Source organism: Anaeromicrobium sediminis (assembly GCF_002270055.1).
GTDB lineage: Bacteria > Bacillota > Clostridia > Peptostreptococcales > Thermotaleaceae > Anaeromicrobium > Anaeromicrobium sediminis.
Window position 1 is genome coordinate 1 of the sequence record NZ_NIBG01000011.1, and the last position, 14,992, is coordinate 14,992.

Here is a 14,992-nt window from a genome sequence, read left to right on the forward strand (position 1 = left end):
AAAATGCCTGAAGATAGATATCAAAATTTAAATGGACTAACAATGGATTTAAAGAGATGTGAAAAGAGTTTTAAATCCATGGGAAAAATAGAAAATTTCCAAATTGGAGAATTTGATGTTTCTGATAGATTTCAAATGCCAGAAAAGTTATATGGTAGGGAAGAAGAGCTTAAAGAATTATTTGAGTTTTTTGAAAAGGCAAATGCTGGTCATAAGGAATTAGTATTATTACAAGGTAATGCAGGGGTAGGTAAGTCAACACTAGTAAAGGAAATGGAAAATCGCCTTGTAGGAGGGTCTGTTTATTTTATATCAGGTAAATTTGAACAATTTCAAAGGGAAATACCTTATAGTGCTCTTATTATGGCACTTGAGAATTTTATAAATGAACTACTTTTAGAATCTTCTCATAAATTAGATATATGGCGTGAAAAAATATTACAGGCGGTGGGAAATAATGGACAGATAATTACAGATGTTCTCCCATCCTTAAAACTCATTATAGGAGAACAAAATTCTGCTCCAAAATTAGGAGTAGTTGAGACTCAAAATAGATTTAATCTTATTTTTCAAAATTTTATTAAGGTAATTGCTCAAAAGGAACATCCTCTTGTTATGTTTATTGATGACTTACAATGGGCAGATTCAGCAAGTTTGAATTTTATAAAAAATCTAATGACAAATAAATCAATTGAACATTTACTCATTATTGGAGCATATCGTCATAACAAAATTAATTTACTTGAACCATTTATTATGATGAAAAATGAACTTATGAAAAATAATGTTATGGTTAACAACATAAATTTAAACGAATTTCAAAAGAAAACACTTAAAGCATTTCTTCAAGATACCTTCATAAGTTTAAGGAAAGATTTAGGTACTATTGAAGAATTATCGGAATTCATCCATAACAAGACTAAAGGAAATCCATTTTTTGTGAGACAATTTTTACAATCTTTATACGATGAAGAATATATTTGGTTTGATTATGATGGAATGGAGTGGAGTTGGGATACTACACAAATAAAAAAAGTGAACATAACCCACAATGTGGTAGAATTGTTGATAGAAAAAATTGAAAAGTTAAAACCTTCAACTATTGAAGAATTAAAAAATGCTGCTTGTGTAGGTAATCAATTTGATTTAAAAACTCTTGCTCTAATTAATGATAAATCTTTTCATACTGTGTTAGAAGACTTACAGCCTGCTCTTAAGGAAGGATTAATATCTGTTATTAATAATGTAAGTGTAGATTGTAATGAAAATAATATTAAATTTTACTTTCTTCATGACCGTATACAGCAGGCCATTTATTCTTTAATACCTGATCATGTGAAGGAATCTATTCATTTACACATTGGACGAGGACTGCTAAAAGAATATTCCAATTGTGAAGAAGTAGAACAACTATTTGAAATAGTAAGGCAGTTTAATGAAGGTAGGAGAATCATAAGAGAAAAGGACGAATGTATAAAACTTGCAGAATTGAATTTTAAAGCAGGTATGGCAGCGAAAGGGGCTTCTGCTTATAAAGCCGCATTTATTTATTTTCAAACAGGTATTGAAATGTTAAGTAGTAATGCCTGGAAAGAATATTACGAAGTTACTTTGCAATTATATTCGGAAATAACAGAAATGGCATACCTTATAAATGATTATAAACAAATGGATAAATTTGGAGAAAAAGTTTTGGAAAATGCAAAAACATTAATGGATAAGGTGAAGGTATACACTACAAGAATACAAGCCTACCAGGCCCAACTTAATTTACATGAAGCTTTAAAAACAGGTATATCGGTCCTTGAATTAATGGGAATAAATATGCCTATTAAGCCAAAGCAAACTGATATTGAAAAAGCTTTTGCTAATGTAAAAGAAGCTATGGAAGGAATGGAAGTAGAAGACTTACTTAAGTTACCTTCCATGAGAGATACTGTAAAACTTGCGGCAATGGAGATTATGCTAAGTACTTTACCTGCAACTTATAAAACAGCCCCCATGTTAACTCCCATATTAACTTGCAAAATGGTGGAGTTTTCGATAAAATATGGGAATTCACCCCTTTCGGCGGGAGCCTATACCTATTATGGCCTTTTACTTTGCACAGTAGTAAATGACATAGAGTTGGGATATAAAATGGGAAAAATGAGTGTAAATATGGTAGAAAATCAAAATCTAAAACAATACAAGGCCACTGTTTTAGACATGGATAGTTATTGCATAAAGCATTGGAAAGAACATCTCAAATCAACTCTTGATTCATTTATTAAGGGATTTAGAGCAGGAATGGAAAATGGAAATTTTGAATGTGCTGCCTGTTGTTTGGCGGGACATGCTAAAAATTCATTTTATACGGGTCGTCCCCTTGGTGTCTTAAGAGAGGAGATAGAGGGAAACATAAAGATCATAGAAAAAGTAAAAGAATGTTCATCATTAAATTATAAAAAAATATTTGCACAACTTGTTTTTAATATGGAGGGAAAGTCAAAAAATCCTGTAAATCTCATAGGTGAAACATGTGATGAAAATAAAATCTTTTCGATATTAAGTAATAGCAATGATATGGTTGGAATGTTTTTTCTTTTTTTAAGTAAAACAATATTAAATTATCATTTTGGAGAATATTCCTTAGCAGTTGAAACTGCAAAAAAAGCAGAAGAAAACTTAGGTGGAGTTGGAGGAATGGTAGATATTCCAGTTTTTAATTGTTTTGATTCACTTTCAAGACTTGCAACATATTCTACTGTTTCAGATAGAGAAAAAGAATACATATTAAAAAAAGTTTCTAAAAATCAGGAAAAGATGAAAAATTGGACCAAACATGCTCCTATGAATTTTTTACATAAATTTTATTTGGTTGAAGCAGAATTACTAAGAGTTACGGGTAAAGCTGAAGAAGCAATGGAATATTATCATAAATCTATTTATCTGGCAAAGGAACATGGGTATATAAATGACGAAGCTTTGGCTAATGAGCTAGCTGCAGGCTTTTGGATTGCTAAAAATAAATATGAATATGCTAAATTACATCTTAAAAAAGCCTATTCTGCTTATAAAATCTGGGGGGCAGAAGGGAAAGCAAAGGATTTACAAAATAAATATGTAGAAATTTTTCATGAAAAATTTGAAGAAAATACAAATAAAAATGAAACTACAATAAGTACTTTAGAGTTAGTAGACATAAATACGATTATGAAAGCAAGTCAGGCTATTTCACAGGAGATAGTTTTAGAAGAACTTATAAAGAAATTAATTAGGATTCTTATTGAAAATGTAGGGGCTCAAAAGGTAATCTTCATTATGAAGAAAGAAGATGACTTTATAATTAAAGGGAAAAAAGAAATGGAAGAAGAAAAAATAACTGTAGTTAAGGATATAATGGTGGAGGAGTATGAGAACATTCCTAAAAGTATTATAAACTATGTTAGCAGAACAAATAAAAGTGTTATTTTGGAAAACTCTATTCATTCTACAACTTTTGCTTCTGATAATTATATTGTTAAAAGTAAACCTAAATCAGTTTTATGTTTTCCATTAATTAATAAAAGGGAATTAAAGGGGATAATTTATCTGGAGAACAATCTCATGACAGGGGCTTTCACTAGGGATAGGCTGAAGGTTTTAGAAATACTTTCTTCCCAAATAGTTATCTCCCTTGAAAATGCAAAGTTATATGAAGATTTAGAACGTTCTAATGAAATATTAGATATTAAAGTAAAAGAACGAACGGCCCAGCTAAAACAAGAGAGAGATAAATTGGAAAAATATCTCCATATTGCTGAAGTTTCATTTTTAGTTTTAGATGTAGAGGGGAAAGTAGCATTAATTAATAGAAAGGGTTGTGAACTTTTAGGTTATTCTGAAGAAGAGGTAATAGGACAAAAATGGCATGATAAATTTATTAAGGAAGATAATAGAGAAGAAGCAAAGGATAGTTTTAAAACTTTATTAAATGGAGAACAGGTAGAATATTGTGATAGAATTATTATTACTAAAACAGGTAAAGAAAGGATGGTCTCCTTTCATAATATTGTGTTAAGAGATCAGGATGGAAATGTGGAAGGAACCTTGAGTTGTGGAGTAGATGTTACCGAGCATAAGCTGTTGAGGGAACAGCTTGAATATAATAAATTAAAGTTGGAGTTTTTTGCTAATTTATCCCATGAGTTAAAAACACCTTTAAATTTGTCCTTCTCTGCATTACAAATGCTAAATTTATATAGAAACACTAGTTTAAGTTCAAATGATAATGAAAAACTTGAAAAATATACAAATATTATTAAACAAAATAACTATAGACTTCTAAGATTAGTTAATAATCTAGTGGACATAACTAAAATAAATTCTAATTCATTTGATTTAAATTTACAAAATCATGATATAGTAGACCTTATTAGAAGAATAACTTACTCAGTTTCAGATTATATAGAAAATAAAGATCGAACATTAGAATTTAATTCAAATGTAAAAAGCAAGGTAATTGTCTGTGACCCCTTTAGTATTGAAAGGATTATCTTAAATCTACTCTCTAATGCCGTAAAATTCACGGATGAAGGGGATGAGATTTCCGTAAATATATATGATAGGCAAGGGTCAATTATTATAGTAGTAAAGGATACGGGAATTGGGATTCCAGAAAGTAAGCAAAAAATGATTTTTGAACGTTTTAGACAGGTAGATAAATCCTTTACTAGGAATAGTGAAGGAAGTGGAATTGGGTTAACTATTGCTAAGTTACTTATTGGAGTACATGATGGTGAGATTACAGTTGAGAGTAAGGTAGGTGAATTTACTAAATTTATTATAGATTTACCTATTAGGGAATTGGAGGAAAAATATATTTGTTCAAATAATTATACAACTTGTGAAGAAAGCTTAATTAATAGAATGGATATAGAATTTTCTGATGTATATGGTTTATAGATAGAAGAGATTAGTTTTAAAATAATGTAAAAGAATTAAATATAAAATGCCACCTTAAAGTAATCATCTTTTTAGATGATTACTTTAAGGTGGCATTTTATATACAAATTCTTTGGTCTATTCTACCACGATTGCCTTTGAGCTTTGCCATAGCCCATGAATATTGCAATAGCTTAAAGCATAAAAGGTTCCAGATTTTTTTAATTTTACATTTGTAGAGGTATTTGGTTCATCATATGCATCAGCTTCTCCATGGGCTCTACATTCAAAAGAGGCAAGTTCTACAGGGAATTTTCCTCCTTCAGGTAAATAAAAAAGTTTAAGCCATGCAATATGGTGTTCAAGAGTATTTGGATGTTTAATTGCATCTCCAATAGAAATTTTAATTTCAGTTAATTCATCTGATTTTATTGTTTCAGGGGCATGGATAACTGGAACGTGCTTTTCCCCTTTCCAATCACCAGTTTGTAAAAGTTGATCTAATGAACTCATAAAAACACTCCTTATAATAAAATTACTATATACATTTTTAGAATTTGTAAAGAGTGTTTTTAATATACATATTACTGGAATAGATGACAAAAGGTATGGATGCTATCTGATAAATTATCCAAATTTTTATGTCCTATTAATTATATATATAGTAATTCTGCACATAGTATTTTAAATTATTCAAATAATAATTTTGTAGCCATAATTTAAAATAAGGAGAGATATTATGAACAGAGAAATGACATCTTCCGAGTTGAAAAATGAAATATTAGATTTTTTAAAAGAACATATATCAGCATCCTTGGCAACATGCTTAAATGATATTCCTAGAAGTAGTCCAGTGCAATATTTTTTAGGAAATGACATGGACATATATATACTTTCAGCTGGTGGAGAGAAGTTTAAAGCAATAGAAAAAAATAATAATATTTGCTTATTAGTTAACTCTGAATACATTAGTTATAGGAAAATAAGAGGTGTTCAGATATTTGGAACTGCAACTACTAGTATTGAAGATATATCTTTAAAAGACGAGGCACATAAATATTGTCCAGACCATTATTTACACAATAATGAAGATTTAAAAGTAATAAAAATAAGTCCAAGGGAAATAGTATATTTAGATTCTATAGATAAAGGAAATAGAACTAAGCAAATATTAAGAAATGATGAAGTTCTAATTAAAGATGAACCTATGTTAGTATAACAAAAGTATGAGAAGTTGGGGATACCTAACTTCTTTTAGATTACTCTGAAATAGTTAGTGATAAATTTTGCCAATTGAAAATTATTATTCATTAGAGTCTATTTAATATATTTGGGTATAGGTTATATGACAATGAATATGACATAAAAAAAGGAGTTAACTATGAATTTAAGACAATGGAACAATTATCTAAAAAAATATGCAAAGGCTAACAATAAAAAAGCTGTTATACAAATTATAAATACATTGCTGCCATATATTCTATTGATGAGTTTTTCTGTATATTTAATAGAGACACAAGCATCAATCATAACCATAATACCTATAGTTTTAATTACTGGTGGATTTATGGTGCGCGTATTTATTCTTTTTCACGACTGCACACACGAGTCTTTTGTAGAAGCTAAAAGATGGAATGATATTTTAGGGCATATTTTTGGAATATTTGCTTTTACGCCTTATGTACCTTGGAAAAGGGATCATAATATTCACCATGGCTCAGTAGGAAATTTAGACCGTAGAGGAGTAGGTGATATATGGACTATGACAGTGGATGAATACAGGCAAGGAAAGTGGTATAAAAGAGGTATATATCGTATATATCGAAATCCTATCTTTTTATTTGGCATAGCTCCAATATTTTTATTTGCTGTAATTAATAGATTTCCAAGGCTTAAAGCTAGTAAAAAAGAATGGATAAGTTGTATGATAACTAATGGAGGAATTATACTTGTAAGTTTAATATTTTCAAAAATATTTTTCCTTAAGAGCTATTTAATTGCTCAGTTGTTAGTAATTGCTTTTGCTAGCAGTATGGGAGTTTGGTTATTTTATATTCAACATCAGTTTGAAGAGGTGTATTGGATGGATAATGAAAAGTGGAACTTTGTAGATGCAGCCTTAAGTGGAAGTACATTTTATAAACTACCATTAGTTCTTGAATGGATTACAGGATATATAGGATACCATCATATACATCATCTTAATGCAAAGATACCGAACTATCATCTAAAGGAATGTTATAAGGGGAAATCAGAACTTAGAGAAGTTAAGACAGTAACCCTTTTATCAAGTTTACCTTTAGGGTTACTTCAATTGTATGATGAAAAGAAAGAATTATTAGTATCATATAAGCAGTTGTGTAAAAGTAATGTTTAGATGTGAATATAATAAAAGCTCAAGAATAGTAGTTGTCTTGAGCTTTTATTATATCTAAATTCGTTTATCGCTAATTAAAATTATTAAATATGAAAGGATAAATACTACTCCAGCTGCTACAAATAGCATTATAGGAAATACATCTAATAAGACTCCAGCGAATAAAGAACCACCAACCATACCAACTGAATTAGCAGAGTTTTGAAGTCCCATTATTTTTCCATGATCACTTTTACTAGCCTTTGATATTAATGTTTGAAGTAAAGGTCTATACATGGATAAGAAAAATAAGAATATAACTAAAACAACTATGGACTTTACTGACAATAAATCATCAAATGTAGACAATAGTATAAGGGTTAGACCTGTAATCAATAAAACATATTTTAATGATTTTTTCTCTCCATATTTTCTAGATATTCTAGGCGTAGTATAAATATTTGCAATGATTCCTATAATTCCCATAAATGCCATATAATATCCGATTTGTAAAGGATTTAAACTTAGGTATTTTTTTAAGAAATAGTTTATTCCTGTATTGTATGCTACATATGAAAAAGAGGTTAGAAAAACTAAAGTAAGTAATATTCCTAAAGAAGTCGTGATATATTCTTTCAGATTAATATTAAATTTTAATGTAAAGGGTTTATTTTTTTCTTTAGGATTTCTAGTGTCCATATTACTTTCAGGTAAAAAGAAGTAAACGAGTACAGCATGTAAAAGAAGGCCACTGGATTGAAGAATAAAAGCATAGTGGTAATCCTGTGCTCCAATGTAACCTCCTAGAAGATAGCCTAAGGATATTCCGAATCTGGTTATGGCAGTATAAACCGATATGGCCTCACCACGTTCTTTCGTTGTGGTCTCATCTACTATATAGGCAACAGACACTGTAAATACGGAACAACCAAAAGCACCTCCTATAATTCTAAATATAATAATTAAGATAGGAGATGTGGAAAAACCAAAACCTATTTGAGCAAGGGCATAACCAATAGAAGGAAGACACAAAAATAGCTTTCTTGATTGAAATCTATCAGATAAACTTCCCCAAATTGGAGACATAGCAAAACTAGCAACAGACATGGCAGCAAACATTATGCCATACATTAAAGAAGACATGTTAAGGTTGACTACAAGCTCAGGCGTTACGGGATGAGCTGTATTTGCCAATATGGACATAAAAAACATAGCTATGGTTAAATATAATATTTTTTTATTCAAAATGAACACCTCATAATTCATTTGTTATTTATTTATTATTTACATGTGTTACATTATATTCCATTAAATAAGTAGCATCAATAGAAAGTTAAAAAAATATTAATTTCTAACTCATATAATTTGACAATGGTCTAATAAAATAGTAATTTTAAAAAGTGAATAAAAAAAGAGAGGATATGAAGGAATGTTTAAAAGGCTTGAAAGGATAAATAAAATTCAATTTGTTTACTTTAGTATTATTGCACTTACAGCACTTGCTTTGGGATTTAGTCACAATGTAATATCTAATTATTTTAAAGAGGCCTATGATATTACAGCATATCAGCGAGGCCTTATAGAATTTCCGAGGGAACTACCTGGTGTACTTGTTATATTTATCATTGCAATATTATCATCATTTTCTGATATACGTATTGCTATGGTGGCACAAATATTGAGTATTATAGGCATAGGAGTATTAGGTTTTATCACACCACCATTTGCAATTATGTTAATTTTCATATTTATTAATTCATTAGGAATGCATATGTTTATGCCTGTTCAAGACAGTATAGGCATGTCCCTAATTAAAGATGAAAACATAGGGAAGAAAATGGGCCAATATAAAGGGGTTATGACTAGCTTCACTATGATTGCTAGTATTATAGTATTTGTTGGATTTAGAACTGGATTTTTTAGTTTTACAACTAAAATTAAATGGATATTTATTATATCGGCAATTATATTAGGAATAGTTCTTGTACTATTAATGGTTTTACAAAGCCTAATAAAAGAACCTATAAAAAGTTCTAAAAAGATTAATTTTGTTTTTAGGAAAAAATATAAATATTATTATGCATTAGTAGTCATGTGGGGAGTACAAAAACAAATTATGATTGTGTATGGCCCGTGGGTTTTAATTGATATATTAAATAAAAGAGCTGATACTTTAGCCATATTAAATATAATTGGTGCATTTGTAGGTATGTTTTTTATTCCTGCTGTAGGTAAATGGATTGATAAATATGGACTTAAAAAATTACTTTATGTAGATGCCTTATCTTTTATATTTGTATACTTAACTTATGGTTTATTAAGTGCGGGTTTTGCATCTAAAAGTTTAGCTACTGTAGGAATTCCAGTTTTATTTGCCTACACTTTATTTATAGTAGATAAAATGTCTACTCAAATGGGAATGATTAGAACTATATATTTACGATCTATAGCAGTAAAAACCTCAGATATTAGACCAACTCTTTCTTTAGGACTTAGTATAGATCATATAGTTTCTATCACATGTGCCTATCTAGGAGGAATTGTATGGAGTCTATGGGGACCACAGTATATATTCTTTTTAGCAGCATCTCTTTCCTTAGTAAACCTGTATGTAGCTAGTAGAGTAGAAGATGATAGGATGGTTAAATCTAGTTAATATGCCATGACTATTGGATATTAATTAGATTTACTGACAGTGGACAAGGGGACCTTTTCCATCACAAGGATACGGTTAAAAAGTGACTAGAGTAATGAAATGAGGTAAAGGAAAAGGTCCTTAAGACACTACCTAATTTATATAAATAAAAAGGTTCTAATTTTCTATAATATTAACTATCCATTCTTTTCGTATTTCCCAAAGGGCAGCTTGATTAACTCCTGAAATTTTTATATCTTCATCAAACAATCTATCCCAGCTTCTTCTAATCCTAGATTTTAATTGAGGATAAAAATTGCTCATATATGCTTCAGAATCATCTGTTATATTATATCTCTCTAATTCTTTTATAAATTTCTCCTTATCATTTTCATCTTTAGGTATATAGGAAAGATTTAATATTTTATTCCACTTTCCGCTATCAAACAATATTGTATGATCCTTTTCTATCTCTAACACCAAAATAACTGAATTTTGAAAATGCTCAACATGTTTCGGATCTGTCCATGTCCAAATGGGAAACTTTGCTTTTTCTGGGGGATGTAGTATATTTTGAGCATTTCCTACAAACCAATCATATGCAGTAAGAAAAATCTTCGAAACTTCTTCATATTTATTAGTTATATATTCTCTTTTTACATGGTATACGTCATTATTCATTATAGTATCTAGAACTATTTTATTTTGACAAGTCCACAACCTAATAACCTCTTTACTCATAGTTTTAACCTCCTATAGCTCTAATCTTCTTTGGAGTGAATAGTATCAACTATCCAGTCTTTTTTTATCTCCCACAATGTGGCCTGAGTAAGGTCACCTAATCTAATATTATTATCAAATAATCTGTCCCAGCTTTTTTTTATCTTATCCCTAAGTAGGGGATAAAAGTTTCCTTTACTGCTCATAATTAGTGCAGATTCATCTCCAATACCGTATTTTTTAAGTTCCTCATTGTGTTTTCTTTCATCTTCTTTATTTAATGGAACATACCAATAATTAATAACATATCCCCACTTTTCTTGATCTGTAATAACCACATAGTCCTTAGGAACTTCTAAATGAAAAACCACCGTATCTTCTGTAGGCTGGAGCATCATATTTTCCGTAGTAGACAACCATATGGGATATTTAACACCTTCTGGCTTTGGAACTACCTTTGATGCTCCTTCTGTGTACCGCTTATATGCCTTAAGATAAAATGGAGCAATAGTATCAAACTTTTCCTTTATATATTCTTCCTTAACGCGGTATACGCCATGTTCTTCTAAATCAGTTAAAATTCCCTTATTCTGTCTAGTCCAGAGTTTTATTTTTCCTTTATTATGTTTATCACTCATGTATAGTTCCTCCCTATAAATTAATATATTATCCTTTAGACTTTTTAATATATTCATTTTTACAAACTGACACAATATTACAAGGCTCTTTCTAATCTGAAAAGTACCAAAACCAGCAGAGGCTATTATCTATAATTGAATAGAGTTTACCATAAAAAATGCAAAAATGGAAACTAGGGAAAGTCTTTAGGAATATGTTTTGCCAAATCTTATAGAAAATTAAATTTATATTAGAATTATAACTAATATAAAGAGCAATATAACTAGATACATAAAAAATCAAAAATAAAATTACATGTTAAATTGGCATAAAGATTGCTTTGTATACCTACATGAAATTAAACCTTAATTAAGGTTAATTTTAGTCAAAAGTGATTGTTAAGATAAGAACTATTTAATTTCACTTTGAGGAGGTGAAAGCAATATAGGAAACTTATATACCTGCGTGAAATGAAAAAAATCTTGAATTGGTGTAATAATTAAATGGAAGGAGATGAACAACTATGGCAAGGATTTTAGATCAAATCGAACATATAACAAGCACTATATCTGATACAGTATGGCCTATATTCTTACCTTTATTATTAAGTACGGGGTTATTTGTATCAATCATAACAATATTCAAAATAAGAAAAGAAACAACTATTAAAGACAAAATGAAAATAAGGGATTTAATAGGGCCAGCTTCAATTTCATTAGGAGCTATGATTGGTACTGGTGCAATAATTGGGGTTTTAGGATCCTTGAGTAACTTATCTGGACAAGGACAAACTCATATAGAAGCTATTGCCATTTGGGCATTAATAGGTTCGTTAATTTTAATACCGTTATCATACTCTGAAACATTGATTTCAAAAATTATGAAACAACCTCCAAAAGAATATATTAAGACTTTATTGTCACCTGCTTTTGGAACAATTTATGCTATTGCGTTCATTGTATTATATATCTTTGGTTTTGGTGGTTTCCAGTTTAGCGGTATTGATGCAACTATAACAATCATAACAGATAGGTTTATGGGAATTGAATTAGCTGTTACACAAAGATATTTATTTGTTGTAATTCCATTGATTATAATTGCTTCTGCAATTATTTTAACTAAAAAACATGATTTGTTCATCAATTCAATGACAATAATGATTGGTATGGCAGTAGTCATATATTTCGCATTCTTCTTTATCTTTGTATTTAGAACTTCTAGTCACTTGGGAACATTCTTTACGAAATTATTCAAAGGGTTAACAAATCCAATTCCAATGTTATTTGGTATTCCATTAGGATTGGTACTAGGGTTACAACGTGTTATTCAAACAGCTGAATCGGGCTTAGGTGCATTAGCAATGGCAGCTCAAGAATCAGATAGTGAACCACGTTCTGCAGCTATTATTTCAGTAATTCCAGCTGCTATCACAGTTATAGTTGCTATTTTAGTAACTTCATATATTACTTCCTATGGAGTAGCACAAGGCATTATTAAATTACCAGCTGATGGACTTGCTAGATTATTTGGATATTTTGATACGGCTGTATCCGTAACTGGTATGTTTGGATTAGTGGGATTATCTTTATTTACAATTCTATCTGGATTAACAACACTATTGGGTTCTTACTATTTCTTATCAGTGTTATTAGATACCCGTGAAAATGTAAACATAGCTATATATATTGTATTAATTACTTTAGCAGGCACATTAGCTGTATTTGGTTTTGGTATTGTGTTTGATGTTGTGGACTTGTTATTATTCGTTGTAAGTGGTATTAATGTTGCAGCATTAGTGGTATTTTCAAAAGGTAAATGGAAAGATTATAAATTAAAAGAAAAGAATGGGGAATGTAGAAAAAACCCTGCGTAAATAAAAGAAATCTCTTTTCTGGCTATGATTGAAAATGAAAATAAAGCTGGAAAGGAGATTTTTCCCTGTTTGGGCAGGATTTTTTCATAAAGTTGTAGAAGATATTCGGAAAGAGGTAGGTTAGTATATTTCTGAAGAAGTTATAGGTAAGACAACAGTTCAAAAGTTTCTTACTAGGAAAGATAAGGGGAGATGCTTGTGGCAAGGGATATTTTTAATGCTTCAATCGGAATAATTCTAACCAATTCAAAGGAAGTTATTACTTTTTGTAATGACTCAGTTCAATCGGTAATGAAAGATATTGAATTAAAACATAAGAAAATGTATTCTATTTTGCCCTTGTTGGAATTAGAATTTCGAATTAAAAGATTTGCCTTGAAAGAGACTTGTAATGAAAATAGTGTTATATATGTACTTAAAAGATTAATTGATGATGAAGTTTTGTACAAAAAAATATTAGAATTCTCTTATGATGAAATATGTGTAACGGATCCAACGGGAATTTCAATTTATTGTAATAGTGCCTTTGAAAAGAATCATGGGATAAAACGACCAGATATTAATGGGAAAAATATTTTTAGAGTATTAAATCAAACATCTCCCTCACATAAAGCTATCTATTATGCAATTAACAAGAAAAAAAGTTGTACAATTGAAAGAGAAACGAAAACAGGTAAAACGTTGATTACTACAGCAACTCCTGTCTTTAATAATCAGAATGAAATTGAACTTGTTATTGCAAATACTAGAGATATTACTGAAATTGAAAAAATAAAATCAAAATTAAAGGAAGTACAAATATCTTCAGAAAAATATAAGCGAGAAATTGAGGTGTTAAGAAAAAAAGAGCTTGAAATAGATGGGGGATTTGTAGCCATTAGTTCAAAAATGAAAAATTTATTAGAAGTAATAAAAAGAACGGTTAACATTGATTCTACCATTTTAATTATGGGGGAATCTGGAACGGGTAAAAGTTTTATTGCAAAATATATACATAGGATGAGCAACCGGAGTCAAGGTCCATTTATAACAATAAATTGCACTACCATTCCAGAACATTTATTAGAATCTGAGCTTTTTGGCTATGCGTCTGGGGCTTTTACTGGGGCTAAAAAGGGTGGAAAACCTGGACTGGTAGAATTATCAGATGGGGGGACTCTCTTTTTAGATGAAATTGGAGAGTTACCACTTAACCTCCAATCGAAATTTCTAGAGCTTATACAAGAACGTTCCTATACGCCTGTAGGTGGAATGAAATCTAAAACAGTAGACACTAGAATAATAGCAGCAACCAATGCCGATTTAGGGAAATTAGTAAAAGAAAAAAAGTTTAGGAAAGATCTTTTTTATAGATTAAAGGTAATTGAATTACTAATGCCATCTTTAAGAGAAAGACAAGAAGATATTCTACCTTTGATTAATCTTATTAAAAGTAAGTTTGAAAAGAGATATAAACTTACTCGTGAATTTTCACAAGGAAGTATAAATGTTTTTAAGGATTATGATTGGCCGGGAAATATACGTGAACTTGAACATGTTATAGAAAAACTAATTGCTATAACACCGGATAATATCATTGAATCTCATCATATTCGAGAATTAATCCAATTAGATAATGAATCTGTAAATAATATAAGTGTTGATCAATTGATGCCGTTGGATTTAGCTATTGAGAAAGTCGAAAAAGAATTAATTCTAAAAGCATATAAAAAGTTAGGTAGTTCTTATAAAGTTGCGGAAGTTTTAAAAATTTCTCAAAGTAGAGCAAGTAGAAAAATCATAAAATATACAAAAAATATGAAAAAATAATTTTTCATATTTTTATTATAGGTCATTTTACAAAGTGAAATTCAAACAAAATAAAAGGGCTTCATGCCCTTTTGTT

The 14,992-nt window shown here is 29.7% G+C and carries 10 protein-coding genes; 6 read left to right on the forward strand and 4 right to left on the reverse strand.

Annotated features, from left to right (window positions below; genetic code table 11):
- Window positions 1–42: 42 nt before the first annotated feature.
- Window positions 43–4,926, forward strand: coding sequence for an AAA family ATPase (locus CCE28_RS12840; RefSeq protein ID WP_207652902.1), 4,884 nt, complete (start codon window positions 43–45; stop codon window positions 4,924–4,926).
- Between the two features lie 117 nt (window positions 4,927–5,043).
- Here the strand turns inward: CCE28_RS12840 and CCE28_RS12845 are convergent, their stop codons facing one another.
- Window positions 5,044–5,418 (reverse strand): class II SORL domain-containing protein, encoded by a 375-nt coding sequence (locus CCE28_RS12845; protein ID WP_095134131.1) that lies wholly within the window; start codon window positions 5,416–5,418, stop codon window positions 5,044–5,046.
- Between the two features lie 226 nt (window positions 5,419–5,644).
- On the opposite strand from CCE28_RS12845, the gene CCE28_RS12850 reads away from it, so the two are divergent.
- Together CCE28_RS12850 and CCE28_RS12855 are read left to right on the forward strand one after the other, a co-directional pair.
- A complete protein-coding gene (locus CCE28_RS12850) occupies window positions 5,645–6,124 on the forward strand; it encodes a pyridoxamine 5'-phosphate oxidase family protein (RefSeq protein ID WP_095134132.1) in 480 nt (159 codons plus the stop codon).
- Window positions 6,125–6,286: 162 nt separating this feature from the next.
- A complete protein-coding gene (locus CCE28_RS12855; protein ID WP_095134133.1) occupies window positions 6,287–7,282 on the forward strand; it encodes a fatty acid desaturase in 996 nt (331 codons plus the stop codon).
- A gap of 54 nt (window positions 7,283–7,336) precedes the next feature.
- Here CCE28_RS12855 and CCE28_RS12860 read toward each other — a convergent pair whose 3' ends face one another.
- The gene (locus CCE28_RS12860) at window positions 7,337–8,506 is read right to left on the reverse strand and encodes an MFS transporter (protein ID WP_176461815.1); all 1,170 of its coding nucleotides are present in this window, start codon (window positions 8,504–8,506) and stop codon (window positions 7,337–7,339) included.
- Window positions 8,507–8,690: 184 nt separating this feature from the next.
- On the opposite strand from CCE28_RS12860, the gene CCE28_RS12865 reads away from it, so the two are divergent.
- Window positions 8,691–9,917, forward strand: a complete 1,227-nt coding sequence (locus CCE28_RS12865) for an MFS transporter (protein WP_095134135.1) — start codon at window positions 8,691–8,693, stop codon at window positions 9,915–9,917.
- Between the two features lie 156 nt (window positions 9,918–10,073).
- Here the strand turns inward: CCE28_RS12865 and CCE28_RS12870 are convergent, their stop codons facing one another.
- Together CCE28_RS12870 and CCE28_RS12875 are read right to left on the reverse strand one after the other, a co-directional pair.
- Entirely contained in the window at window positions 10,074–10,637 is a 564-nt protein-coding gene (locus CCE28_RS12870; RefSeq protein WP_095134136.1) for a DUF3841 domain-containing protein, read from the reverse strand.
- Window positions 10,638–10,657: 20 nt separating this feature from the next.
- On the reverse strand, window positions 10,658–11,254 hold the full coding sequence (locus CCE28_RS12875) for a DUF3841 domain-containing protein (protein WP_095134137.1): 597 nt from the start codon (window positions 11,252–11,254) through the stop codon (window positions 10,658–10,660).
- Window positions 11,255–11,757: 503 nt separating this feature from the next.
- Between CCE28_RS12875 and CCE28_RS12880 the strand changes: the two genes are divergently transcribed.
- Together CCE28_RS12880 and CCE28_RS12885 are read left to right on the forward strand one after the other, a co-directional pair.
- Entirely contained in the window at window positions 11,758–13,107 is a 1,350-nt protein-coding gene (locus CCE28_RS12880; RefSeq protein ID WP_095134138.1) for a hypothetical protein, read from the forward strand.
- 198 nt (window positions 13,108–13,305) lie between these two features.
- Window positions 13,306–14,916: a sigma-54 interaction domain-containing protein gene (locus CCE28_RS12885; protein WP_176461816.1), complete on the forward strand. Its 1,611-nt coding sequence runs from the start codon at window positions 13,306–13,308 to the stop codon at window positions 14,914–14,916.
- The last annotated feature ends 76 nt before the right edge of the window (window positions 14,917–14,992 follow it).

Bases quoted from the DNA above. Each gene is read 5' to 3' on its own strand.
- CCE28_RS12840 (WP_207652902.1), top strand. From the start codon at position 43: ATGGATTTAAAGAGATGTGAAAAGAGTTTTAAATCCATGGGAAAAATA.
- CCE28_RS12845 (WP_095134131.1), bottom strand. From the start codon at position 5,418: ATGAGTTCATTAGATCAACTTTTACAAACTGGTGATTGGAAAGGGGAA.
- CCE28_RS12850 (WP_095134132.1), top strand. From the start codon at position 5,645: ATGAACAGAGAAATGACATCTTCCGAGTTGAAAAATGAAATATTAGAT.
- CCE28_RS12855 (WP_095134133.1), top strand. From the start codon at position 6,287: ATGAATTTAAGACAATGGAACAATTATCTAAAAAAATATGCAAAGGCT.
- CCE28_RS12865 (WP_095134135.1), top strand. From the start codon at position 8,691: ATGTTTAAAAGGCTTGAAAGGATAAATAAAATTCAATTTGTTTACTTT.
- CCE28_RS12870 (WP_095134136.1), bottom strand. From the start codon at position 10,637: ATGAGTAAAGAGGTTATTAGGTTGTGGACTTGTCAAAATAAAATAGTT.
- CCE28_RS12875 (WP_095134137.1), bottom strand. From the start codon at position 11,254: ATGAGTGATAAACATAATAAAGGAAAAATAAAACTCTGGACTAGACAG.
- CCE28_RS12880 (WP_095134138.1), top strand. From the start codon at position 11,758: ATGGCAAGGATTTTAGATCAAATCGAACATATAACAAGCACTATATCT.